Annotated in this window: 20 protein-coding genes; 19 read left to right on the forward strand and 1 reads right to left on the reverse strand. The window is 47.0% G+C overall.

Annotated elements, in window-relative coordinates; translation table 11 throughout:
* The first annotated feature begins 79 nt into the window (after positions 1-79).
* The 11 genes from MARGE09_RS12885 to MARGE09_RS12940 all read left to right on the forward strand — a co-directional run bounded on the left by MARGE09_RS12885 (position 80) and on the right by MARGE09_RS12940 (position 12,035).
* On the forward strand, positions 80-556 hold the full coding sequence (locus MARGE09_RS12885) for a DUF4265 domain-containing protein (protein WP_236982500.1): 477 nt from the start codon (positions 80-82) through the stop codon (positions 554-556).
* 10 nt (positions 557-566) lie between these two features.
* Positions 567-1,337: a peroxide stress protein YaaA gene (gene yaaA, locus MARGE09_RS12890; protein WP_236982502.1), complete on the forward strand. Its 771-nt coding sequence runs from the start codon at positions 567-569 to the stop codon at positions 1,335-1,337.
* A gap of 51 nt (positions 1,338-1,388) precedes the next feature.
* On the forward strand, positions 1,389-2,240 hold the full coding sequence (locus MARGE09_RS12895) for a response regulator (protein ID WP_236982504.1): 852 nt from the start codon (positions 1,389-1,391) through the stop codon (positions 2,238-2,240).
* A 539-nt stretch (positions 2,241-2,779) separates the two neighbouring features.
* Positions 2,780-3,064 carry an STAS domain-containing protein gene (locus MARGE09_RS12900; protein ID WP_236982505.1) on the forward strand — a complete coding sequence of 95 codons (285 nt, stop codon included), beginning with the start codon at positions 2,780-2,782 and terminating at the stop codon, positions 3,062-3,064.
* Between the two features lie 16 nt (positions 3,065-3,080).
* Complete coding sequence (locus tag MARGE09_RS12905; protein ID WP_236982506.1) at positions 3,081-3,443, forward strand: response regulator; 363 nt, start codon at positions 3,081-3,083, stop codon at positions 3,441-3,443.
* 67 nt (positions 3,444-3,510) lie between these two features.
* A complete protein-coding gene (locus MARGE09_RS12910) occupies positions 3,511-5,901 on the forward strand; it encodes a chemotaxis protein CheA (protein ID WP_236982507.1) in 2,391 nt (796 codons plus the stop codon).
* 9 nt (positions 5,902-5,910) lie between these two features.
* Positions 5,911-6,438: a chemotaxis protein CheW gene (locus tag MARGE09_RS12915; protein ID WP_236982508.1), complete on the forward strand. Its 528-nt coding sequence runs from the start codon at positions 5,911-5,913 to the stop codon at positions 6,436-6,438.
* Between the two features lie 32 nt (positions 6,439-6,470).
* A complete protein-coding gene (locus MARGE09_RS21635) occupies positions 6,471-9,191 on the forward strand; it encodes a methyl-accepting chemotaxis protein (protein WP_275068722.1) in 2,721 nt (906 codons plus the stop codon).
* Positions 9,192-9,278: 87 nt separating this feature from the next.
* On the forward strand, positions 9,279-10,130 hold the full coding sequence (locus MARGE09_RS12930; protein ID WP_420828069.1) for a CheR family methyltransferase: 852 nt from the start codon (positions 9,279-9,281) through the stop codon (positions 10,128-10,130).
* Positions 10,131-10,135: 5 nt separating this feature from the next.
* A complete protein-coding gene (gene cheD / locus MARGE09_RS12935) occupies positions 10,136-10,783 on the forward strand; it encodes a chemoreceptor glutamine deamidase CheD (RefSeq protein ID WP_236982510.1) in 648 nt (215 codons plus the stop codon).
* Positions 10,784-10,991: 208 nt separating this feature from the next.
* Positions 10,992-12,035 (forward strand): protein-glutamate methylesterase/protein-glutamine glutaminase, encoded by a 1,044-nt coding sequence (locus MARGE09_RS12940; protein WP_236982512.1) that lies wholly within the window; start codon positions 10,992-10,994, stop codon positions 12,033-12,035.
* 69 nt (positions 12,036-12,104) lie between these two features.
* Here MARGE09_RS12940 and MARGE09_RS12945 read toward each other — a convergent pair whose 3' ends face one another.
* Positions 12,105-16,028, reverse strand: coding sequence for a hybrid sensor histidine kinase/response regulator (locus MARGE09_RS12945; protein WP_236982514.1), 3,924 nt, complete (start codon positions 16,026-16,028; stop codon positions 12,105-12,107).
* Positions 16,029-16,248: 220 nt separating this feature from the next.
* Between MARGE09_RS12945 and djlA the strand changes: the two genes are divergently transcribed.
* From djlA to MARGE09_RS12985, 8 genes are all read left to right on the forward strand, one after another.
* The gene (djlA, locus tag MARGE09_RS12950; protein WP_236982516.1) at positions 16,249-17,058 is read left to right on the forward strand and encodes a co-chaperone DjlA; all 810 of its coding nucleotides are present in this window, start codon (positions 16,249-16,251) and stop codon (positions 17,056-17,058) included.
* On the forward strand, positions 17,059-17,997 hold the full coding sequence (locus tag MARGE09_RS12955; protein ID WP_236982518.1) for a S1/P1 nuclease: 939 nt from the start codon (positions 17,059-17,061) through the stop codon (positions 17,995-17,997).
* A complete protein-coding gene (locus MARGE09_RS12960) occupies positions 17,990-18,832 on the forward strand; it encodes an SDR family NAD(P)-dependent oxidoreductase (RefSeq protein WP_236982519.1) in 843 nt (280 codons plus the stop codon). Before MARGE09_RS12955 ends, MARGE09_RS12960 begins: the two co-directional genes overlap by 8 nt.
* Before the next feature lie 77 nt (positions 18,833-18,909).
* Positions 18,910-20,109: an O-succinylhomoserine sulfhydrylase gene (locus tag MARGE09_RS12965; RefSeq protein WP_236982520.1), complete on the forward strand. Its 1,200-nt coding sequence runs from the start codon at positions 18,910-18,912 to the stop codon at positions 20,107-20,109.
* Between the two features lie 112 nt (positions 20,110-20,221).
* Positions 20,222-21,142 carry an AAA family ATPase gene (locus MARGE09_RS12970; protein WP_236982521.1) on the forward strand — a complete coding sequence of 307 codons (921 nt, stop codon included), beginning with the start codon at positions 20,222-20,224 and terminating at the stop codon, positions 21,140-21,142.
* Positions 21,143-22,198: a DUF58 domain-containing protein gene (locus MARGE09_RS12975; RefSeq protein ID WP_236982522.1), complete on the forward strand. Its 1,056-nt coding sequence runs from the start codon at positions 21,143-21,145 to the stop codon at positions 22,196-22,198.
* A 2-nt stretch (positions 22,199-22,200) separates the two neighbouring features.
* Positions 22,201-24,186, forward strand: coding sequence for a transglutaminase TgpA family protein (locus MARGE09_RS12980; protein ID WP_236982523.1), 1,986 nt, complete (start codon positions 22,201-22,203; stop codon positions 24,184-24,186).
* Between the two features lie 130 nt (positions 24,187-24,316).
* Entirely contained in the window at positions 24,317-25,948 is a 1,632-nt protein-coding gene (locus MARGE09_RS12985; protein ID WP_236982524.1) for a methyl-accepting chemotaxis protein, read from the forward strand.
* Positions 25,949-26,122: the final 174 nt, after the last annotated feature.

A 26,122-nucleotide genomic window follows, 5' to 3' on the forward strand; every position in this document is an offset into this window, starting at 1 on the left:
CAAATTGTAAAAAGGTGCGCTACAGCACGTAAGCGGGCGCTTTGACGTATAATGCGCCGTTTTGGCAAAAGAGTGTGTTATGTCTTCTTTAAGTGTGATTGAAATGTACGCGGGCATAGGGCCCGATGGTAAGTCGGTAGCCGAAAAGCTACAGGTGCGTGTACGCGATGACGATGCCTGCCAACTGGTTCGCTCACCGGCATTTGTAAAGGGTTTGGCTAGCGCCGATGTAGTGAAACTCGATAAAGAAAGTGGTCAATTCGAGTTGATTCAACGCGGTGGTAATTTATGCATTCGGGTATACAGCAAAGCCGATATACGCCCAGTTGCAGAGCTATTAACCCCTAAGCTCGAAAAGCTTGGTGGTGACCTCGACATAGAAACACCGCGCATGCTGGTATACAGCATTCATGTCAGTTGCGGCTTCGAAACGATTGAGTCCATTTTAAATGAGGGCATGCGCGAAGGTAGCCAGTGGCTATACAGCAATGTTTACAGCCAAGACGATGGCCAAACACCATTAAATTGGTGGCAAGACATCCTTAAACCACAATAAGGTTTCTTTTATGTTATTAGTAATTTCGCCGGCAAAAAACCTTGATGAAACATCGGCATTACCGAGCGTGCGCGCGACTCAGCCTAGCCTACTTGACCATGCTCAAGTGCTTATCGATCAGCTAAAAACCTTGGCGCCACACGATGTGTCTGAACTGATGAAACTATCGGATAAGCTGGGTGCTTTAAATTATCAGCGCTTTCAAGAATGGTCTCAGCCGTTTACTGCCGAAAACGCAAGGCCAGCTGCTTTAACGTTCAACGGCGACGTTTACCAAGGGCTCGATGCGGCTCACTTTAGTCGCGCAGACTTTACTTTTGCCCAGAAGCACCTGCGTATTTTGTCTGGCCTTTATGGTCTATTGCGCCCGTTAGACTTAATACAGCCATACCGTCTTGAGATGGGCACAAAGCTGAGTAATGAGCGCGGAAAAGATTTATACGCCTTTTGGGGTAATATTATTACCGAAGCCCTTAATGCCGAGCTTAAAAAACTGAAGGCCGATACCGTGGTTAACTTGGCCTCTGGCGAGTATTTCAAAGCGGTGAAGGTGAAGCAGTTAGCAGCAACGGTGATTGAGCCGGTGTTCAAAGATTACAAAAATGGCCAATACAAGATCATTAGCTTTTACGCGAAAAAGGCGCGAGGCCTAATGAGCGCCTATAGTATTAAGAATGCTTTAACAAATCCTGAAGACCTTAAGGCTTTTGATGTTGAGGGTTATGCTTTTAACGAAGCCATGACCTCAGGCAATAAGTGGGTTTTTACACGTAAACAATAGCCCAGCCTTAAGCCGTTTTAGGTAAAACCTGTTGCGGTGAGGTGGGCGCTAATGCCAATAAAAATCCTAGTGGCAGACGATGCCACTTTTGTACGCGATATGATCAAGCGTACGCTGCGGCAAATGCTGCACGGGGCCGAGCTATACGAGGCCCCCGATGGCGCGAAAGCGCGCACACTGATTAAACAAAAACTACCGGACCTTATTTTATCCGATTGGGAAATGCCCGGTTTAAGTGGCGAAGAGCTGCTGGCGTGGGTGCGCGAAAACCCCGCTAGCGCAAGTATTCCTTTTATTATGATTACCAGTCGTGGTGATCGTGACCATGTAATGACTGCTGTTAAAGCGGGTGTTAACGATTACATATCGAAGCCATTCACCCCGGAAGAACTCACCCGCAAAGTCGCTAAACAGCTTAAAAAGCTAAACATTCCATTAAAACTCGGCCAAGATCCAGATCAAAAAGCCTCGGCATTTAGCTCTTTGGGCGTATTAACGGGCGGCTCTCCTAAAACTATTTCGCCTGACCCCGCTGAGGCTAATTCCATCCGTACCGCTAAGCCTTCCTCGGCTGCGAAAAAAAATGCGTTGCCCGCCTTTAAGGGTAAAGCTGTGTTGCGTTTTGCCGGTAGTGAGCCACAAGATTGCATGGTAAGAGAAGTTTCTTTGCAATCGTTAGCGGGTTTTTTAGTGCGCCAAGACAAAACCCCAACGGTATTCGATCAGGCAGTTGTTGATTTGGCGGATGAAAGTGGGCAGCTCGTCGTAACATTAAATGGTTATGTGCATAGCGTTTTAGCGGTTGAACCTACACCGGCCAGCCGAGGCATTAAAGTTGTTGTTCGCTTTGTTGATGACGACCCTGAAAAATTAGAAGCACTATCTCTGCACCTGCAAAAGTAATTGGCCACGCACGGGAATATGTAAGCTTATTCTTCGGGGATACACCTTCTTTGTTCGTAACTATTCAGCCATGCTCAAATAGGTCCGCAAACTGATCATTTTCTAGGCCGCTATGCAAGCGTTCCAGATGCTTGAATACCCAGAAAACAATCGATTCGCCTTTAGGGCGACTATTGTTTCGCACCCACCTAAATAGTTACCTTTGTTCTTAATTGCCTAATACTTTTTTAGAACACTAAAGCGATTTAATCGTTAAAGCTGTTATAGATCTGCGACAGTGTGACTCTACTTATTCATAAAATTCATTATTAGTCCCTTCTTTATTGCTGCTGGTAAGCATTGTGCGTTTACGCAGCAAACTGAATAAAAGCAAGTTAAGTTCATGCTTTTCTGTCGTGTTAAGCGCCTAGCGTAAGAATAATCTACGTCTACAATTATGTTATTACGGCTACCTCGAAATTCTATGATGTAAATTAGGGGGGGAGCAATGATTATTCGTAGGGCAGGAATTGCCACCATTACACGGCAGAGGAAATAGTATGTCACAAAGCGTTGAGCTTGAGTTGCCAGAGAATTTAACTGTGGCACATGTACAAGCCTTACATGAGCAGTTAGAAACCCTTGTAGACGATAAAAAAAATGACAGCATTATTGCCCACGCAAAGGATGTGCGCCGGGTTGATACCGCTGGTTTGCAACTGCTGCTGGTGGCCAAGGAGGCGGCCAAAGAAAGGCAAATATCTTGGGTCTGGGATGAGCCTTCGGACGTTCTTGTCGGTGGCGCTCGCTTACTTGGCATGCATACAAAATTAGATATTCAATAACGTGTGGAGATAGGGTATGGCACGAATAATCGCCGTGGATGATTCTGCATCAATGCGACAGATGGTTTCATTTACATTAAAAGGTGCTGGTCATGATGTGATTGAAGCGTCGGATGGGGTGGAAGCATTAAAACTGGCTAATCAGGAATCGGGAGTCGATCTCGTTATTTCGGATATTAATATGCCCAATATGGATGGCATTTCTTTAATTAAAGAACTGCGTACCTTAGCGCCCTATAAATTCACACCGATTTTAATGTTGACCACAGAATCCAGTGCCGACAAAAAAATGGAAGGCAAAGCTGCTGGGGCAACAGGGTGGATTGTAAAACCCTTTAACCCCGACCAGTTGTTAGCAACGATTGGTAAGGTTTTATAAAAGCTTAAGTCGTTAAATATGCTGTTGAATATAATGCTCTAACAGCACTAAAACTAAGGTAAGTGTAATGGCTGTCGATTTAAAACAGTTCCATCAGGTATTCATTGAAGAAAGCGTAGAAGGCTTAGATGCTATGGAATCTGCGCTGATGGATCTCGACGTGGAATCCATTGATGACGAGGTCATCAATACGATTTTTCGCAGTGCGCATTCTATTAAAGGCGGCGGCGGTACATTTGGTTTTAGTGCGCTGGCTAGCTTTACGCATGTTTTAGAAACATTACTAGACGAAGTTAGGTCGGGCTCTCGCGGATTGACAACAGAGCAAGTTAACTTGTTGTTGCGTTCAGTTGATTGTATGCGTGAAATGCTGTCTTTAATTCAGGACGAGCGCAATGAGTACACGCCAGCGGCTATAGAAATACAAGCTGCACTGGAAGCGGTTTTAGGTGAAAGCAATACCGTTGAAAATAGCGAGCAAGATTGTGCTGGCGAGCATGCGGGTTGCTGGGAGATTATATTTAAGCCTGAACCTAGCATTATTAGAACAGGCAACGACCCATTGCGTTTAATTCGTGATTTATGCGAATTAGCACAAAATTCGTCAATAGAGCTGTTAGGGGATATTCCTAGCCTCGATCGCTTTGTTGCTGAAGATTGTTGTTTTCACTGGAAGGTTGATATAGAAGGTGAAGGCATTACAGAGCTTGCTATTCGCGAGGTTTTTGAGTGGGTTGAAGATGATTGCGAGCTTGTGATTAGCTCTAGCGAAAATAATCTCGCCGATTCTGGTGCTTCTGAACATCGTTGGCGTATTCACTTTGCGCCATATCCGCACTTATTTCAGACGGGCAATGACCCATTGCGAATACTGAACGAGCTGTCTCACTTGGGTGAAATGGTCACGTGTACGCTTAATGCATCGCAGCTGCCCTCGTTTAAATTGATGGATAGCGAAAAGTGTTATATATCTTGGGATATAGAGCTGTTAGGGCCAACCAGCAAAAGTGAAATAGACGAAGTTTTTGAATGGGTCACAGGTGAGGGCGACATTCATATAGAAGCTGTTAATTCGAGTGCACTGCCTGCTCCTACCACAGCAGAACCTATAGCATCCATTTCAACACCTGAGGCAGTTACAGCCCTCGAACCAGAAAAACCATTACCTTCCGATTCGCCAGCCTCAAATAGCCCCGCGCCAACTATTGATAAGGCTGCCGCAAAGCCGGTACAAAAGAAAGCTTCGTCGGAATCATCGTCTATTCGAGTGGGTATCGATAAGATCGACAGCCTGATTAACATGGTTGGCGAGCTAGTGATTACACAGTCGATGTTGGGGCAGTTAGGGTCAGATTTTGATATTCAAAGTTTGCCTAAGCTTATCGAAGGTTTAAGCCAGTTAGAACAAAATACGCGTGAGTTACAAGAAAGTGTTATGCGTATACGGATGCTGCCAATTAGCTTTGTATTTAGTCGCTTCCCACGCATGGTGCGCGATTTAGGTCAAACGCTCGATAAAAAAATAGACCTCATTTTACAAGGCGAAAATACCGAACTTGATAAAACCGTGATGGAAAAAATAGGCGACCCATTGGTGCATTTGGTTCGCAATTCTGTTGATCACGGTATTGAAACCTCGGCAGACCGCATAGCGAATGGCAAGCCCGAAACGGGTACGGTAACGCTGAACGCTTACCACCAAGGTGGCAACGTTGTTATCGAAATTATTGATGATGGTCGCGGCCTAGATAGGGCGCAAATAGCCGCGAAGGGTATCGAGCGCGGTTTAGTCAATGAAACGGATGCCGCTACTTTTAGTGATGAACAAATCTTTGACCTTATCTTTCAGCCTGGATTTTCTACTGCGCAACAAGTGAGTGATTTATCTGGCCGCGGGGTCGGGATGGATGTTGTTAAACGCAATATTCAAGCGCTCAACGGTGTTGTGGAAATACAATCCAAAAAAGGTGAGGGCACTAAAATTCGCATTAGTTTACCGCTAACGCTCGCTATTTTGGATGGCCAATTAGTGCGCGTAGGGGCCGATACTTACATCTTCCCGTTGGTGTCCATTGTGGAGTCTATGCAGTATCGCGAAGAGCTTGTTAACCATATTGCCGGCGGCTGCAGTGTTTTTAAATTGCGCGATGAATATGTTCCTATTGTGGATTTATCCGAAGCTTTTGGTAACGAAAAAATTGTTGATTGCAACAATTCACTCATGGTGGTTGTTGAATGTGATGGCTTTAAAGTTGGAATGCTAGTGGATGAGCTTATGGCGCAACAGCAGGTTGTTATTAAAAGCCTAGAGCAAAACTATCAGCGTATAGAAGGTATTTCGGGGGCAACCATTTTGGGTGATGGTCGGGTTGCGCTGATTATCGATGTGCCTGGTGTTGTTAGATTGGCAGGCGCTGATCAACTCGTATTACAAAATTCTTTACGGAAATCGGCATAGGGTAATCGTATGCAAGCTGAAAAAATAGAATCAGGTATTGATGGGCAATCAGATGCTGCACCTTCTGGGCAATACCTTACATTTATTATGAACGATGAAGAGTATGGCGTAGATATTTTATGCGTACAAGAGATTAGAGGCTGGGAACCAACCACGCCATTACCTAATGCTCCCTCGCAGATAAAAGGCGTAATAAATCTTCGTGGCACCATTGTGCCTATAGTCGATTTGCGTCAGTGCTTTGGCCTAGATGGCATTGAGTACAGCGCTGTAACTGTTGTGATTGTCCTAAAAGTGCGAACACAAGAAGGCGCTAGGGTCATGGGTATTGTGGTAGATGCCGTATCGGATGTCTATACCTTATCGCGCAGTGATATGCGCAGCGCTCCTGATTTAGGCAATAGTATTGATACCGATTTTATTCAGGGCTTGGTTACCGTTGACGAAAAAATGGTTATTTTATTAGATATCGATAAATTGCTGACGACTGAAGAGTTACCTAGTCTGGCTGAACTTAAAAGCGCATTAAGCGCATAAAATTATCTCAGGAATATGAGAGGAATATTGGCATGAATGCGATTTCACAACTATTAGGCGGCGGTAAACATTCGGCAGTATTGGATGCGCTTAATCATGCGCAGGGCGTAATCGAAATGGATGCGCACTCGGGACTTATCAAAAGCGTTAACCGTTACTTTTGTAATTTATTGGGTTTGCAGCCAGATTCCGTGATTGATACTGCGCTAGATAGTTATTGTAGCGATGCACAAATCGCTAAAAAAATTGTAGATAATTCACGCTCTCATACTATCAGAGAGGGGGCAGAAGTTTATATGCCAAGCCAAACCCCCCGCGGCCAAGTTTGGTGTTTGCTGCATTTTGTACCGGTTATGGATAAAAGTGGTGGTGTCAATAGTATTATTGTTTTTGCTAAAGATGCTACCGAGCGAAAGCAGCAAGAAGAAAAGAATGCACAAAATAGCCGTTATGCCGATGCGCTTAAGCAATGCCAAGCCAATGTAATGCTGGCGGATAACGATCTTAATATCGTATATATGAACGATACTGTTAAAGCCATGTTGCGCGCGCGTGAAACAGAACTTAAAGCGCTTTTACCTAATTTTAGTGTGGATAGTTTAATTGGTACCAACGTAGATACCTTCCATAAAAATCCTGCGCACCAGCGCAATTTGTTAGGGGGCCTGCAGAAACCTTATAGCACCGATTTGAAATTAAACGAATTGACATTTGGTTTAATTGCGACACCTTGGTGTGATGAAGACGGTAATCGTTTAGGTACATTAGTGGAATGGCAGGATAAAACGGATGAGCTTGCCAAAGAGGAAGAGGCCGAGGCCATCGCGACCGAGAACCTACGCATTCGGCAAGCATTAGATGTATGTGATACAAGCGTGATGGTTGCCGACCAAGACCTTAATATTATTTATATGAATAAAGCAGTATCCGAAATGCTGCAAAATCGACAGCAGGAATTACAAGGCGCTATTCCCGGTTTTGATTCGCGCAACCTTATGGGCTCTTGTATTGATGATTTCCATAAAAATCCTGCCCATCAGCGCAGTATGTTAGCAGGGCTTACGTCCTCCTATACCACCGATATTAATGTCGCATCACTCACCTTTGGTTTGATTGCTACCCCGTTGTTTGATCAACAAGGAAATCGGACCGGCACTGTAGTCGAATGGAAGGATCGTACGGTAGAGCTAGCAGCCCTTGAAAGAGAGCGCAATCTGTCCTCTGAAAACGCACGTGTAAGGCAAGCGCTTGATGCGGTTACAGCCAATGTCATGATTGCCGATGACGATGCAAATATTATATACATGAATGACTCGGTGCAATCCATGATGCGTACCGCCGAACAAGATTTAAGACAAGAGCTTCGCGATTTTAATGCTAACGATTTGCTGGGTAAAAATATGGATATTTTCCATAAAAACCCAGCGCATCAACGAGGTTTAATTCAAAATTTGCGCACAACTTATAAGGGCAAAGCGGAAGTGGCAGGCCGGCACTTTTCTGTGATCGCGACACCAATATTGGTTGATGGTGAACGTACAGGCACTGTTGTTGAGTGGGCCGATAAAACCGCTGAAATCAATATAGAGCGGGAAATTGATGGCATGTTGGAAGCGGCCATGGGTGGGGATTTTACCCGTCAGTTAAGCTTGGACGGAAAATCGGGCTTTTTTGCAGATTTAAGTAAGGGATTAAATACACTGGTATCGACCGTAGAGGTTTCGCTGAACGATGTCTTACGCATGTTAGGTGCGATGGCAAAAGGCGATTTATCAGAGCGCATTACCCGCGATTATCAAGGTGCCTTTGGCCAGCTAAAAAGCGATGCTAACTTAACAGCCGATAAACTGACCGAAATTATCGGTAAAATTAGAGCCTCATCCGGGGCAATATCTACCGCTGCAAATGAAATTGCACAAGGCAATGCCGATTTAAGCCAGCGCACAGAAGAGCAAGCCTCCTCCCTAGAAGAAACCGCTTCCAGCATGGAAGAAATGACTTCTACGGTAAGGCAAAGTGCTACTAATGCGCAGGAAGCCAATACTTTTTCTGATGATGCAAAAGTGAAGGCGCGCAGTGGCGGAGAAGTGGTATCCAAAGCCATACAGGCGATGGAAGACATTAATGTCGCAAGCAAAAAAATCAGCGATATTATTGGCGTTATCGACGAGATTGCTTTTCAGACTAACTTGTTGGCATTAAATGCGGCGGTTGAAGCTGCGCGCGCTGGCGAGCAAGGTCGCGGCTTTGCGGTAGTCGCTGGTGAAGTGCGAAACCTTGCGCAGCGCTCAGCTGGTGCCGCAAAAGAAATTAAAGACCTTATTCGCGATAGCGTAGCTAAAGTGGAAGATGGTCGCGAACTTGTGAATGCTTCTGGTGCGACCCTGTCAGAAATTGTTGAGTCGGTTGAGAAGGTTGGCGGTATGATCCGGGAAATCGCTGCCGCCGCACTAGAGCAAACAAGTGGTATTGAGCAAGTAAATACCGCTATTTCACAAATGGATGAAATGACGCAGCAAAACGCCGCATTAGTGGAAGAAGCCTCGGCTGCGGGCCAAGCCATGGCGGATCAAGCGCGAACAATGAACGCAGTTGTGGAGTTTTTTAGTGTTGGCGCTGGCGGTGGGATGTCGGCCAGTTATCGGGTTAGCTCTCCGGCCCCAGCGGCGTCATCGCCATCGGTATCGCGCAAGGTCTCTACGCCTCAGCCCAGTAAATCGGTTAAGTCAGACGATGACTGGGAAGAATTTTAGGGCTGAGCAAATTTGTGCAATAGCTTAAGGCTATTGCGCAGGCATTGGTAGTTTCTGTATTCATATGGCTTTAATAGAGTGTGTTTTATGGTTGGAGTGAGTAAACGCGTTGAAGCGCCGAGCCAAGGTAACCGTGAATTTACGATGACCTATGCCAACTTTGCACATATTCGAGATATCGCTTACGACTTAACTGGCATTACACTTTCGGACCACAAGCAAAATATGATTTATGGCCGCTTGGCGCGTCGTTTGCGGGCATTAGGTTTAAGTTCTTTTGATGATTATTGCAATTTATTATCGGAAGATTCCCCTGAATTACATGAGTTTATTAACGCCATTACCACAAATTTGACGGCGTTTTTTCGTGAAAACCATCATTTTGATTTTTTAAAAACAACCGCTTTCCCCAATATTATTCGAAAAAATATGGCGTCTAAGCGGCTGCGCATATGGTCTGCAGGCTGCTCTACGGGTGAGGAGCCCTATAGTATTGCAATGACGCTGTCGGCAACGGCAGGGTTTAGCCAGTGGAATGCTAAAATATTAGCGACAGATCTTGATTCGAATGTGGTTGACAAAGGTCGCCGCGGAATCTATCAGGAAGACCGCTGTACAGGAATACCCAATGAGTACACCCGCTATTTAAAGCGAAATCCAAGTACCGGGGAAATAAAAATACGCGAAGATGTACAAGAAAAAATTGCTTTTAAGCAGCTTAATTTGCTGCATCAATGGCCCATGAAAGGGCCGTTCGACATTATTTTTTGCAGAAATGTTGTTATCTATTTTGATCAAGAAACACAAAAAAAACTGTTCGCACGTTACCATAAAATGTTAGCTGAAGGCGGCTATCTATTTATTGGTCACTCCGAGAATTTAAACCGCGTTTCCAACGATTTCACCTCGTTGGGAAAAACGATGTACCAAAAGAAGTAACGTGTATGTCGAGTCATTCCGTTAAGCCATTCCAAATGCCCAAGGCGCCAAAAGGGTTTGAGCATATCAAACGATTCTGGGATCCAACGCATCAAGTTGTTACCGCAAAAATTTTGCCTGGTGAGTGTTATGTATCAGGCGGCACAGAAATGATTAGTACGGTTTTAGGTTCTTGTATTTCGGCGTGTGTTCGCGACCCAATTGCTAGGGTTGGCGGCATGAACCACTTTATGTTGCCCTTACAATCTGGCGCAACGGGTATATCCCGTACTGCGGCGATGGACCCAGCCCTGTGTTACGGTAATTGGGCAATGGAATATTTGGTGAACGAGATTTTAAAGCTTGGCGGGCGAAAAGATCGCTTAGAAGTGAAAGTTTTTGGTGGCGGCAGGGTGCTTGCCGGTATGACCAATATTGATGTGGGCAAGCAAAACATTGATTTTATTACCCAGTATATTGCAAGCGAAGGTTTACGACTTAAAGCGCAAGATGTTGGTGATATTTACCCGCGCAAGGTTTTGTATTTCCCTGAGACGGGTAATGTAAAAATGAAAAAATTGAAAACAGAAAGAGCGCCAGAAGTCTCAAAACAAGAGAAAAAGTATCTCGATTCTATGGCAAAACCTACTTCGACCGATATAGAGCTGTTTTAGAGGTTTTGTTAATAGGGCACCTCTGAAAATAGTAATTTTTGTGTGAGAGCAAGGAAGCACCGCCCGGAGAGCCGCAGTTTACGTGGTGTAAATGAGGACTCGAGGACGGAGCTGACGCCGCTATCGCGGAAAAAGTGCATTTTTAGAGATGCCCAATAGTGTTGTAGGAAATTTTTCCTGGTTTTAAACCACGTTAAGGTGAATACCCTTGGAACGGAAAAAAATAAAAGTATTAATCGTTGACGATTCGGCCTTAATTCGAACATTGCTAACGGCTTTGCTCAATGAAGACCGCCGTCTAGAAGTTGTAGGGACTGCAAACGACCCCTTTGAAGCTCGCGAAAAAATTAAGCAGCTCTCGCCAGATGTGATTACGCTTGATATAGAAATGCCTAAAATGAATGGCATTGTGTTCTTGAAAAATTTAATGCGCCTTCGCCCTATGCCAGTGGTGATGATATCGACACTCACCCAAGCTGGTGCTCCAGCCACTTTAGAAGCGCTGGAAATTGGCGCTATTGATTATGTGGCGAAACCTCAAGGGGATGATCCGCACGCTCTTGAGCAGTACGGTAAGAATATTTGTGAGAAGGTATTTTGGGCGGCAAAGGCAAATGTGGCGCATTTTTCTCAAACTAGCGAGCCTAAGAAATCACGCGTGACGATGTCTGGTCGCGCTAAAGCGGGTTTTATTTGCGCTATTGGTGCCTCAACAGGCGGGACAGAGGCTATTAAATGCGTTGTTTCTGCTTTACCTGAGCACGCCCCCCCCATTGTTATTGCTCAACACATTCCTGCGGCTTTTAGCCAATCTTTTGCTAAGCGGGTGGATGCGTGTTCGGCCGTTAGTGTTCACGAAGCCGCGCACCAACAGCCGATTGAAGCGGGCCATGTCTATCTTGCGCCTGGGCATTCACATCTTCGTATAAGGCGTGCGGGAAGTGGTTATGTTTGTATGTTAGACGACGGCCCTGAAATTAACCGCCATAGGCCATCGGTTGAGCCGTTGTTTGATTCTGTTAATGCGGCTGCCGGCAAGCTTGCGGTGGGGGTTATGTTAACGGGGATGGGCGCTGATGGCGCACAGGCTTTATTACGTCTAAAAGAAAGGGGCGCATTTACAATTGTTCAGGATGAGCAAACGTCGGTTGTTTGGGGCATGCCAGGGGCCGCCTATAAACTAGGTGCCGCCAGCGCTATGTTACCCCTCGAAAAAATAAGTGCAGAAATTATTAAGCACGCGTGTAAATAGTTGTACAGAACCCACGCCGTTGCGGCTGTAGCCTGCAACCCATTAGGTTGTGCGTTTAGCCGTTGAGTACTAAGGGTTAGATATAGATGTCACGTTTTTATTGGTTGCCCCTTCTTGTATCGCTCTAGCATGTAATAAAACACTCAGCTGAGCTTTAATCCTAGCGAGTAATTCTTCTTTTTTAACCGGTTTGCTAACAAAGTCGTTGCCACCACTTAAAAAACCTTGTGTCAGTTCTGTTTCGACATCTTTTGCCGTTAAAAAGATAATAGGTAAATCGTAGATAGGGCGGCTTTGTCTTAGAATTTCGCAGGCTTCGTATCCTGTCATTTTGGGCATCATGACATCCAAAACGACTAGGTCAATCTCAGGGTGTTGCTGCACTTTTTCTATTGCCGATTGACCGTTGTCAGCTTCAATCACATTGTAGTTGTGTAATTTTAAAATACCGCTGAGTACCATTCGGTTAATCGGGTCATCATCAACACTTAATATGGTAATTTGCTCTGCGTTATCGAGTGCTGGAATTTTTAAACTGGGTTTAGCCGGTTTGGTGCTTTGGGGTTCGGCTACTGTGCTGTCGGGTTTTTCTTTATGCGTTTTCTTAGGCTGTTGTTGTGACGTTTGTGGGAGGGAAGCGCTGTTCTCTTGTTGTGTATTGTACTCGTTAGTGTTGATTTTCCTTGTGATGGGAATTGGGTCTTTTTTGCGTTCGCATAGAACGTTGCTGGTGGGCATGGTGAAGATGAAGGTTGTTCCTTTCGTGGGCTGCGATATCACATCAATTTTTCCGCCGTGTAACTCGACGAGCTGTTTTGTAATCGCAAGCCCTAACCCTGTACCACCGTGTTCGCGTGCATCGCTGTGCTCTAACTGGCAAAAAGATTGAAATATGGTTTCGAGGTCTTCTGGGTTTATGCCTATTCCTGTGTCTTTAACGCGAATGGTGGTTGTGTTGTTATCTTGCTGAGCATTAATTTTTACATGGCCTCGATCACTGTATTTAATGGCGTTGCCAATAAGGTTGAACATGATTTGTTGTAAACGGTTTTCATCGGCTAAAACCGCATAAAAATGGCCGGGTATTTCATTTTGTAATTTAATCGGTTTTTCGTTGGTTAACGGTTCAAGTAATGTAATGACGGTGTCTGTTAGGTAGCGTAAGTTGACGGGTTCGCGTTTCAGCTCAATGGTGCGGTCGGCCAACTTAGAAAGATCTAAAATATCGTTGATTAGGTGCGACAGGCGTTTTCCGCTAGATATGATCATGCCTAGCTGGCCAAGTTTAGCCGGGTCTAATAGGCTGCTGCAGCTATCGCGTAGGGCTTCGGCTAAACCGATAATGCCATTTAATGGTGTGCGCAGCTCGTGCGAGGTATTGGCTAAAAATGAATCTTTCATTTTGTCGAGCTTTATAAGCTCGGCATTAACGTCGCGCTCTTTTTGTAGTTCTATGCGTTTGGCTTTGTGGCGAGAATAAGCCCACATTAAGCCTATAAATAACAGCGAATAAATGCCATACGCCCACCAGGTTTGTAACAGCGGCGGTTTTACCTTTATTTCAAGTGTTGCGCCGTTTTCATTCCATGCGCCTGCTGCATTAGCCGCTTTTACCCTAAAGGTGTAATGGCCAGGGCTAAGGTTGGTGTAATTCGCGATATGCCGATTCCCTGCATTATTCCAATCCTTATCAAATCCTTCTAATTTATAGGCGTATTGATTTCGGTTTGAGGAGCGATAACTTAAAGCCGAAAATCCAATGGAAAAAAAGCGCTGGTCATAGTTAAGGTCAATGCGTCGGGTATTTTGAATAGTATCTTTTAAAGGGCTGTTCACGGTCTCGCTATTAATGCTTTCGCTAAAGATTTTAAAATCAGTAAACACAACATCTGGTGGACCTTGCCGGGTTTCTATTTTTTTACTATCGAAAATGCTCAGCCCTTCGGTTGAGCCTAAATAGAGCGTACCGTCTTGGTCAACATAACTGGCATCGCGGTTAAAATTGTTACCAATTAGGCCGTGGCTTTTTTGATATTTTTTAATATGGTAACCCGATGGGCTGCCATTGCGTACGATACTCACAACCCCCTTATCGGTTGTTGCCCATATTTTTCCGTCGGGGGTTTCGACGATGCTTGCAACGTTGCCTGAAGGCAAGCCATCATCGACACCAATATGGCTAAAATGCTGCCGTTTAGCATCCATAACGCTGATGCCGCCGCCTTGCGTACCGACCCATAAATTGTTTTTCGAATCTTCAAATAAAGCGATTACTCGGTTGTTGCCAAGAGATTTTTCATTGCTAGGTTCGTGGAAGTAGTGGCTAAAGGTATCGCTGTCTGAGTGATAACGGTTAAGCCCGTGCAAACTGCCGGCCCAGAGTGTTCCTTGCTTGTCTTGCAGCAGTGTCCAAACGTGTGGGTTAGAAACATTGTCGGGGGTTGGTTGTGGGTTGGGGAGGTAATAGTGAAACTGTTGGCTTTTAAAGTTGTAGCGATTTAGCCCGCCGGTTTCGGTGCCAATCCACAAATCTTGTTGGTTTTGATCAATCAATAAGCTCCAGATATAAGCACTGTTAACGGTGTTACCTTTTGTGCCGGCTGCACCGCTGGGCGAGGGCATAAAGTGTTCAAATTCATCGTGGCCGGCAGTGCGACGGAAAAGCCCGCCAGACCATGTACCAACCCATAAATCGCCGTTGTTTTGCTCCGCTAGCGCGAGTACGGCATTGGATTGTAGTGCGCCCTCTACGCCGGCTTGCGCGACAATGCGTTGGCTGCGTTTAGTGACGGGGTCAAAGGCATTTATTCCGCCTTCGGTGCCAACCCATAAGTGCCCCTGACGACTTTTTTGTATCGTCAGTATTGTGGAGTGGCTTAGGCTGTCGGGCGTGCCTGGCACATGGGAATAGTTTTCAAAAACAGTGCTTGAGCGGTCAAAAAAGTTAGTGCCAATTGGAAAGGCGCCAATCCATAAATCGCCATGCTTGTCTTCAAAAATACTGCGAATATTGTTAGAGCTTAAACTAGAGCTATCGTAAGGGTTGTGGCGCAAATGGCTAAAGTTGTCGCTGGTGTGATTATATTGCGCAAGGCCGCCGTGATCTGTCGCAACCCATAAATTATTAAAGCTATCTTCAAAAATATTCCAAACTGTATTCGACCCAAGTGATGTAGGGTCGTTAGGGTTGTGGGCATAATTGGTAAAGCTTTTGCCGTCGGGATTCATTCGGCTAATGCCGCCGCCAAAACTGGCTACCCACAAGGCCCCGGTGTGGTCGCGCAAAATGTCGGTAATGCGATTGTGGCCAATGCTGTGGGCGTTGTTGGGGTCGTGAGCAAAGATTTCTATCGCGAAAGGTTTGAGCGTTAAACGCAGCAACCCCGACGATGTTGTGCCAAGCCAAATATGGCCGTCGTCTTCGGTGTAAATGGCTCGAATGGCGGCATTCGGTAGCCTAAAGGGGTCGTTTTCTCGATCAGTGTAGGTGCGGTAGTGTTTGCGGCTAGGGTCGAGAATATTAAAGCCGTTATCGGTGCCGATTAGGAGGTTGTTGTTTTTATCTACCGCAAGCGAGCGCACCGAGTCGCCGGTAATGGAATTGGTATCAAACCCCTTAGAGCGAAAGCTGGTAAAGGTGTCGCTTGCGGCGTTGTAGCGGCCTAGGCCCGAGTCTGTCGCCAGCCACATCACACCATCGTGGTCAAAGGCAATATCCCAAATGGCGTTGCTGGTAAGCGAGTCAGGATCGCCAGGGGTATGCTGATAAATTTTAACATCGTGGCCGTCGTAGCGTGCTAGGCCATGTTCACCACCAAACCACATAAAACCGTGTGGGTCTTGTTGGGTAACATGGACAGCGTTTATGACTTCGTCGGTATCGGTAGTGCCATGTAACAAGCGCTTAAAGCGCATGGTTTCAAGAGGCAAAGCACAGCTGTAAGCACTGAACCACAGGGTGCACAAAACACTGAAATAAGCAATCAGGCGCATGACGCGTTCTCGTTGACAAAGCATGCTTGAGTATAGTCAACGTATGCGTGTCGCCTGTATTGCTAGGCTCTTTGGGTGACCGCAGGTGCTTTTTGCTGCCAAATGCCATGGCACTGCGCGCGCGAGCAAGCAGAGCCGGCGCTTGGTTTTGTCGGCGCGCTAGTTTAGGCTGCATGCCTTTGTTGATGAACTTAAGTAAAGAGTGGGGAAGGTAGCGGTTATGGGTTTTATTATCCGCCTTGTGTGTTTGTATATTGGCGTCAAATTATTTGGCTTGTTGGGTATTATCCTGGGGTTTGTGGCTGGCCACTTTTTGGCCAAAGGTATTCAAACGCAGAGGCAGCGTTTGAACCCAGAGTTACGCCGCCAAATAGAAAGTACGTTGTTTTCGACGGCCTTCCCTTTGATGGGGTACTTAGCTAAAGCCGATGGCCGTGTTAGCGAGCAAGAGGTGCAAGCGGCCGAGCAGTTGATGGCGCGCATGCAGTTATCGCCAGAGCAGCGCAAAGAGGCTATAGCGTTGTTTAAAGGTGGCACCAACGCAGAGTTTAACCCCGAGCCTTTAGTGGGGCACTTTTTACAGGTGTGTGGCCAATATGCCGATGTTAAGCAAATTTTACTGGCGTACTTGATCACTATCGCTATGGCCGATGGCTCCTTAGATGCCGCAGAACAAACAGCGATGCAAAAAATAGCCGAGCAAATGGGCTTTAGCCGATTTGTATTCGAGCAAATGCTCAAAATGGCGCAGGCGCAAGGCAATTTCAAAGGTGGGCATTACCAAGGGCACGCAGGTGCGCAACAACCGTCCTCTGCTGATGTACTTAAAGATGCGTACAGCGCGCTTGGCGTAGAAGCCGACTGTACGGATGCCGAACTCAAAAAAGCTTATCGCAAATTAATGAGCCAATACCATCCCGATAAGTTATCCGGCCAAGGTGTACCCGAAGAAATGTTAAAAGTAGCGACCGAGCGCTCGCAAGAGATTCAAGCCGCTTACGATACGGTTAAAAAGGCGCGCAAGCCTTAAATGCTGTATCACTGGCTGTGGTTTATTCTGTTGCTCGGTGGCTTACTATTACCTTTGCAAGGGCTGGCATGGTCGGCCCAAGGGCATGCGGCTATTGCTGAAGCGGCCTTTGCGCAATTAAGTCCCGAGCAGCAGCGCTACTTTGATAAGCAAGCGCAAGCACTCATTACTAATGAGCGCGCCAAAAAATGGCGTAAATCGTTAGCGCAATATTCAGCGTTTTCTCAAGCTGCCGTATGGCCAGATACACGGCGTGATATGGTTTTAAATACGGTTTTTTCACGCTTTGCCAAAACGACCGTTGCGCCTGCTTTAGAGCCTTTTGCTAGCGCTAATACTAAGCAGTGGCACTACGTGAATGCACAATACTGGGATACAGTGGGCCTGAAGTTATTGCCGGCGGCTTCGGTCCATGGACGCTGCAAGGTTGAGCGTACAGGTCAGCTCGACGTTGCATTACCGGCTTTAATCGAAGCTTATTCCCAACTTAAAACACCCGCGGCCGAGGGCGTGGTATTGGCATTTATTGGTCATTTAATGGCTGATGCGTACCAGCCGTTACATACTCTTGCTGGATTGGATGCACAGTGCCATTCGGATGCGGGCGGTAATGGTTATTGCTTAAGTGCCGGTAAGCGGCGCTGTGCGCTTAACTTGCATCGCCTATGGGATGCCGGTTTCGAGGTTTTTCAGCAGCCAATAAAAAGCGAGCCTTTAGGCGGCGATCTACTAAAGCTTAGCGATTTTAATGCCGTGTTTAGCGCTAGCGCGCAAGAAGCAGCTTTTATTTATAGTACGCCGCAGTCGCGGCCACCCAATAAAGCCTATACACAGCAAGGCGCAGTGATTGTTGCGCGCCAAAGTGCCGCAGCAGCGCAAGCTTTGGCGGCATTACTGCATACAATTTATACGCAAAAACAACGAGCAAATAATGAGTGATAAATCCTCTTGGGTTGTGATTACAGGGTGTTCCAGTGGTATTGGCCTGCATGTGGCCGAAGGCCTGCGAGCACAAGGTTATCGGGTCTTACCTTGTTGCCGAACAGAGCAGCAGCGCGAACGTTTACTGCAAAGTTTTGAGCGTGCGGTGGCGTTTGACCTTGCCGACAGCGAGCAAGTGGCACAAGGCGCACAGGCTATTTTGGACATCACCGAGGGCAAGCTTTATGCGCTGTTTAATAATGCTGCCTATGGCCAGCCAGGCGCGGTGGAAGATTTAACGCGCGAAACCCTAGAAAAACAGTTTGCCAGTAATTTTTTTGGCACCCACCAATTAACGCAAGCGTTATTGCCAGCACTGATGGCACAGCCGCGCGCACGGTTAATTCAACACAGCTCTGTATTGGGCTTTGTGGGCATGGGCTATCGCGGTGCTTATAACGCCAGTAAATATGCTTTGGAAGGCCTAACCGATACGTTGCGGCAAGAGCTTGCAGGTACCTCGGTTAAAGTGAGTTTGATTCAGCCAGGCCCGGTATTAAGTGAATTTCGTGCCAATGCGCTTAAGGCTTTAAAAGCCAATGTCGACTACAGCCATAGCCGGCACGCTAAAAGTTACCAACAAAGCCTGGACCGTTTGCAAGCCCAAGGGGCGGCGGTGCCTTTTACGGTTGGCCCAGAGGCCGTGTTGAAAAGAGTGCTGCATGCGCTCGAAAGCAGGCGGCCAAAGGTACGCTACCCTGTGACAACACCCACATACGTGCTGGGGGGCTTAAAGCGTTTGCTACCGCATCGCTGGTTTGATGCCGTTGTTAAAGCGGCAAGTAAAGCGTAACAGGTGAAAGCAGTGGTAGAATTTGCACATCGGCGAGCACAGTCGCTACGCCACAGATTAAATGAATGGGATGTTTTATGAGTGACCACCCTTTAGAAAATCCGCTAGATAATGCGGGTATTAATACATTGGCAATTCGCGCGGGCATTCACCGTACCGCCGAAGGCGAGCACGCCGAGCCTATTTTTGCGACATCCAGCTATGTGTTTAACAGTGCTGAAGAAGCCGCAGCGCGTTTTTCTGGCGACGAACCCGGTAATGTCTATTCTCGCTATACCAACCCAACGGTTAATACTTTTCAAGAGCGCATAGCGGCAATGGAAGGTGGTGAGGCTGCGGTGGCAACGGCATCGGGTATGGCGGCCATTTTAAGCACTTGCATGGCGTTGTTAAAAGCCGGCGATCACGTTGTGTGCTCGCGCAGTGTGTTTGGTACTACGACGGTATTGTTCGGTAAATATTTGCAGAAGTTCGGCGTTAAGGTTTCTACGGTTAGCCTTACCGATTTAGCCGAATGGCAAGGCGCAATAACGCCAGCTACAAAGCTGCTATTTTGCGAAACTCCGTCAAATCCCTTGTGTCATGTGGCCGATATAGCGGGCCTTGCGGCTATTGCCAAAGCGAATGATTGCTTGCTAGCGGTGGATAACTGCTTTTGTACGCCAGCATTGCAAAAGCCACTGGCGCTTGGCGCCGATATTATTATTCACTCGGCCACTAAATACCTGGATGGCCAAGGCCGATGTTTAGGTGGCGCTGTGGTGGGTAATAAAGAGCATATGGCCGAAGTATTGGGCTTTATTCGCACCTGCGGCCCAACCATGAGCCCCTTTAATGCGTGGGTTTTTAGTAAGGGGTTAGAAACGCTAGGCCTGCGCATGAAAGCGCACAGTGCCAATGCACAAGAAATTGCAGAGTACCTAAATAGCCACCCACAAGTAGAGGCCACTCACTACGCGGGCTTGCCCGAGCATCCAGGCCACGCCTTGGCGGCTAAGCAGCAGTCGGCTTTTGGTGGAGTGCTATCGTTTGAAGTTAAAGGCGATAAGGCCGCGTGTTGGCGCTTTATTAATGCCACCCGTTTAATGTCTTTAACGGCGAACCTTGGCGATGCCAAAACGACCATCGTACACCCTGCAACCACAACCCATGGTCGTTTAAGCGCAGAGGATAAAGCGACTGCGGGTATTAAAGAAAATCTTATTCGCATTGCGGTTGGCCTAGAAGACGTTGAGGACCTAATTACAGATCTTCAGCGCGGGTTCGCGGCACTTTAGCGCATTATCACGCGTGAACTATTTGTTCGCGTGGCTGCCTATCTTCTTTCGTATGAAGCACTGCCGGCAAAGTTTGGCTATGCTCAGGTTTGGGATGATAGAAGGATAAATAATGCAGCCACTTCTCACAGAGACTGTCGCCGCCGTGGGGCAAGTGCTTCTTGGTAAAGATCAGCAAGTTAAGCTCGCCGTGGCTTGCCTTATTGCTAAAGGGCACCTGCTTATAGAAGATTTACCCGGCATGGGTAAAACAACGTTAGCCCAGTGTTTGGCAAAAGCGCTAGGCTTGCAGTACGAGCGAGTGCAATTTACCAGCGATTTACTGCCAGCCGATATTTTAGGTGTAGCCGTATTCGACAAAGCCCAATCGGCTTTTCAGTTTCACCCTGGGCCTGTTTTTACCCAGCTGCTGCTGGCCGACGAAATTAACCGCACCACCCCTAAAACCCAAAGCGCGTTGCTCGAAGCCATGGAAGAAGGGCAGGTAACCATTGAGGGCGAAACCCGCCCGTTACCATCGCCTTTTTTTGTTATAGCCACGCAGAACCCATTGTCGCAGTCGGGTACCTTTGCCTTGCCAGAATCCCAGCTCGATCGCTTTTTAATGCGTTTAAGCTTGGGTTATCCCAATCATCAATCCGAGCGTTTATTGCTGCAAGGCGTCGATCCGCGTGCGCGCATTCAAGCGATGCAAGCAATAATCACCCCTGCGCAACTGGCTGACTTACAGGCCAGTGTTGCCGCTGTGCGCACCACCGATGCTTTACTCGATTATGTTCAGCAGTTGGTAGAGTTTACCCGCGTGGATGCGCGTTTTACTTATGGTTTGTCGCCGCGGGGCGCGTTAGCTTGGCTGCGTGCAAGTAAGGCGTGGGCGTTATTGGCTGGGCGCGATTACGTTATTCCAGAAGACATTCAAGCGGTGGCATCCTCGGTGGTTGGGCACCGGGTACGCGGTGGAGATATCGAGGGCAATCACGAGCACACAGACTTAGTGCAATATTTACTTAAATCGGTTCCGGTGGTTGCGTAAATGTGGTTATCCCGTTTTTTGCCTAAGCTGGCAGTTACCTCACCGCAGGAAGCTGTAAGACGAGCCACATATATAGACCGCCAACCCAATCGCTGGCAAGCGCGCTTTTTCCGCTGGATCGACAAGCGCGTGCCCGCTGCACGCAGTGTGCTGCTAACGCGTAAAAATTTATACACTTTCCCGACCTTAACCGGTTTTGGCTTTTTAACTTTGAGTTTGGTGTTGTGGCTGCTAGGCACTAATTACCAGAACAACCTGATATTGGCGCTAAGTTATTTATTGATGAGCTTAGTTGTTGTGGCCATTTTGCATACCTACGCCAACTTGGCTGGCTTGCGTATTAAAGTGCTGGGTGCAAAGCCGGCGTTTGTTGGCGAGACGGTATATTTTATTTTAGAGGTGGAAGGTGCTCGCGCAAAAGGTAGCGATAATTTAACCATTCGTTGGTGGAATGGCGAAGACGCTTGCTTTGATTTTGAAGCGGGCAGCGACGGCAAGCAAACAACGCAAATACAAGTGGGGTTACATGCTGTTAAACGGGGGTATTTATATCCGGGTAAATTATTACTGGAAAGCACTTTCCCGCTAGGGCTTATTCGCTGTTGGACGTGGTTAAATTTAGATGCTCGTGCCGTTGTATTTCCTAAGCCATTAAAAGTGCAATTTCCGTTGCAAGCCGAAGGTGATGGCGACGGGGAAACCGGTGAGCAAGTTGCAGGCGGCGATGACTTTGCGGGCTTAAAAGAATATCGCGCTGGCGACCCCATAAAGCACATAGCGTGGAAGCACTATGCGCGCGAGCAGGGTTTGTATTCAAAAGAATATGCCAGCGCACGCAACAACGACACATGGCTAGAGTGGAATAGCTTTTTGCATTTAGCCCCTGAAGACAGGCTTAGTGCATTGTGTTATTGGGCGTTAGAATTTGACCGGCTTGGCATTGCTTACGGTTTACGCTTGCCGGGCAAACAGTTGCCGCCGGCGCTGGATGATGGTCACCGCTTAAGTGTGTTGTCGGCACTGGCCCGTTTCGATATTAGCTTGAGCGGGCATTAATTGTGGACGCATCCACCGAGGCTTTTCAGCGACAAAAGCTGGTGCGCCACGAAAATCTTCTGTGGCTCATTCTTGCTCAAGGCGTTGTTATTTTGCCGCTGCTTATCCGCTTGCCTTTTTGGCTTTGGGCGGTGTGGCTAAGTGCGATGGTTTGGCGCTTTCGCATACATGCCGGCAAGCTTAATTTTCCCTCTACGGCAATTAAGTTTGTATTGGGTTGCGGCTGTGTTGCGGGTTTGATGGCATCATATCAGGGCACCGTGGGCGTGGAGCCTATGATAGGTTTTTTAGTCTGTGCTTTTGTGCTTAAGTTGCTAGAGCTACGCACCCGAAAAGACGGTTTATTATTACTATTTATTGGTTTTATTGCCGTTGCGGCTCAATTCTTATTTGCCCAAACCTTTTTGGCGGCGCTATACGCTTGTTTATCGTGTGTGGTGTTAATTACCGCTTGGCAAACCATTTATTTAACGCGCAAGTTCTCTTATCGTTATAAGTTAAAAACCGGTGGCATTTTGTTATTGCATGCCATGCCGCTGATGGTGGTGATGTTTGTCATTATGCCGCGCATAGGTCCGTTATGGCGGGTGCCTATGCCGCAAGGTAGTGGCAATACCGGCTTTAGTGATTCCTTATCGCCTGGCGATCTTGGCAATTTAGTGCGTTCAACGGGTACGGCATTTCGGGTGACATTTAAGGGCGCACAAATACCGGCACCGCGTGATATGTACTGGCGTGGCTTGGTTTTGGAAAACTTCGATGGTCGCAGCTGGGATTTAGATCCTCAGTGGGATTTAGCTTGGAGCCAACGCGCTAGCGATGTGCAGCTTGAAGGCTTATTGGATTACGACATTATTGTTGAGCCGCACCAATACCGTTGGTTATTTTCGTTGGCAGAACCTATTAAAGTTGCTGCAGGTCGTACGCGTGCACGCATTACCCAGCAAGGTTTGATTGCCGCGCAAGGGCCGGTGATGTCGCGTTTGCAATACAGCGTAGTGAGCATGCCGGCTTCCGACTTTAATTGGCCAGATTTAACGCCCCAGCAGCGCGCTCGGTTGCTTCATTTGCCCAGCCAATTTAACCCGCAAACACTTCAACTTGCACGAAGCTGGACGCTCGAAGGTTTAACAGCGCAAGCATTAATAGAAAAAGCACTTAGTTGGTATAACGAATCATTCCACTACACATTACAGCCTCCTTTACTGGGGCAGCATAGTGTTGACGATTTTCTTTTTAATACGAAACGTGGATTTTGCGAGCACTTCGCCAGTAGCTTTACTGTATTAATGCGCGCCGCCGGAGTACCAGCACGGGTGGTGGTGGGGTATCAAGGGGGGACCTACAATACTTTAGAGGATTACTGGATCGTAAGCCAAGCCGATGCCCACGCGTGGGCAGAAGTTTGGCTGGACGGTAAAGGTTGGCAACGCATTGACCCTACTAGCGCTGTAGCCCCGCAGCGCATAGAGCAAGGCATTGGCAATGCATTAACTGGCGACGAAAAAGAAATGGTGGCTTCTGGCCAATTCGATGCCCCGCAATGGATGACTAACCTCCGCCATCGTTTGGATGCTGCAGGTTATGTGTGGAACCGCTGGGTACTCAGCTACGATTCCGACAAGCAAAATAAGTTATTAACACGCTTGTTCGGTGGGGTGGAACCTTGGCGAGTCGGGCTGAGTTTTATTGTAATTATTGTGCTGTTGCTCGGTGCATATGCTGTGATGGTTATTCGCCCTAAATGGCAAAGAAGCACCCCTTTGCAGCGTGCGCTAAACATCTTTGATAGCACGACTAAGCAACTTGGGCTTCAGCGCGAGCGCGATGAAACGATAGCGGCTTTTTGTTTTCGCTTGGCAGAGCAGCAGCCAGAATTGAGCGCACCGTGCAAACAGCTTGCTAAAGTCTCTGAGCGAGCGCTTTATGCTGACGATAAACGCTGCAAGGCCGAGTTAACTCGAGCACTGCGTCGTTTTCCCCGCTAGGCTGTCCATCTTTAGCACCGCTTTAAATCTGTAATTTCAATATACCTGTCTATACTTCTAGTTAGCACTTTATTAATACTGGCACGCCGGATTGATATTCCAAACGTGAATATGGGACAGGTTTTTTAGAATGCTTCTACGCAAAATATCGATTAGTCGACGCCTTGTTATTCAGCTGTTAGTGATTGTCGTTGGCTTAGCTGTGTCACTCGGGGTGTCTTTGTGGCAATTAAAACAGGCATTAGTTAACAGCAAAACCGATAATACGCGAATGTTGGTAGACGCTGCATATTCAGTGCTTGAAAAGCATTATAAGCAATATGAGTCGGGCCTTGTTGACGAAGCAACCGCAAAAGCAGAGGCAATTGAAGGCATTAATAAGCTACGTTATGACGGCGATAATTATTTTTGGGTAAATGATATGCATCCCAATATGATTACACACCCCACGAAGCCTCAACTAAATGGTCAAGACATTAGTGGTGTAAAAGACCCGAATGGCAAAGCGTTATTTGTGGCAATGGTCAAGGTGGTTAGAAAACATGGCCAGGGTTCTGTTGATTACATGTGGCCGTTCCCTGGTTCTGATAAACCGGTCGATAAAATTTCTTATGTTAAGGGCTTTCCCCAGTGGGGCTGGATAGTTGGCTCTGGTGTGTACCTGGATGATGTTCAAGTCATATTTTGGCGTTTTGCCAAAATTCTATTATCGATTGGTTCGGTTATTGTTTTGTTTGTAGCGGGGTTGGCGTATTTAATTAGCCGTTCGATTAAGCGGCCGATCGATGAAGTGGTCGATGCTTTAAATGGTATCGCATCGGGGCAGGGTGACTTAACAAAAGCATTGCCTGTTGCGGGCAATGATGAACTTTCGCTTTTGGCAAGTCACTTTAATGCCTTTACCCAAAAAATTCGCGGGCTTTTGCTTCAAGTCAGAGGTTCGACAACGCAGTTAAACAAAACGACTGATCAATTAAAAGACTCTTTTGCCCAGAGCGTAAAGGCTATAGAGGCGCAGCGACGCGAATCCGCAGCGGTTGTTTCAGCCATGGATGAGATGTTATCGGCATCTATTAACATTGCACAAAATGCAGAGCAATCGGCGTCTTATGTTAACCAGGCCGAAACGGCTGCCAATATTGGCAAAGACGTTGTGGTCAAAACTTCCGACCTAGTGCAGCATGTTTCTTCTGAGTTTGAAACCACCTCCGAAATTATTCAAAACCTTGCCAATAATAGCCAGACAATTTCCAAAGTGTCTGAGGTGATTCGCGGCATAGCAGAGCAAACTAATTTGCTGGCTTTAAATGCGGCGATTGAATCGGCCCGCGCCGGCGAGCAGGGGCGCGGCTTTGCTGTGGTGGCTGACGAGGTGAGAACTCTGGCGGCTCGCACCCAAGATTCAACAGAGGAAATCCGAGGCATGGTGGAGTCTTTAACCAGTGGTGGTGTCAGCGCTGTAGCCGCGATGACGGCGGGTAGAGAGGTAACCGCACAAGCCTCTGCGAGTGCATTAAAAGGGGCTGAATCTTTGGCGTCGGTTGTTGAAGAAATGAATAATATAGCGCTAATGATTAACCAAACCGCTAGCGCCGCAGAGGAGCAGAGCTTAGTCTCTAAATCGATTAATCAGTCGGTACAAAATATTGTCGATGCGACAGAGTCAACTTATCTGCAGTTTGAAAAAGCCCGTGAATCTGAGCAGCAACTACAGAGCCTAAGTGGTCAACTGAGTGACCTTATCGGAGAATTCAAACTCTGAGTTAGGTCTATTGGATATCCTTCGATCCATGTCCTTTGGCGCGACTACGACAAAAGCTTTTACCTCAAAAGCTATATTGTGATCCATTTTTATCACGATTTCTTGCTAAAAATAACCTTACTTTTTAATCAGTGTCCATTTGTTAGTAATATCCTACTGTTTGTAAAAGTAGAG

Source organism: Marinagarivorans cellulosilyticus, from assembly GCF_021655555.1.
GTDB lineage: Bacteria > Pseudomonadota > Gammaproteobacteria > Pseudomonadales > Cellvibrionaceae > Marinagarivorans > Marinagarivorans cellulosilyticus.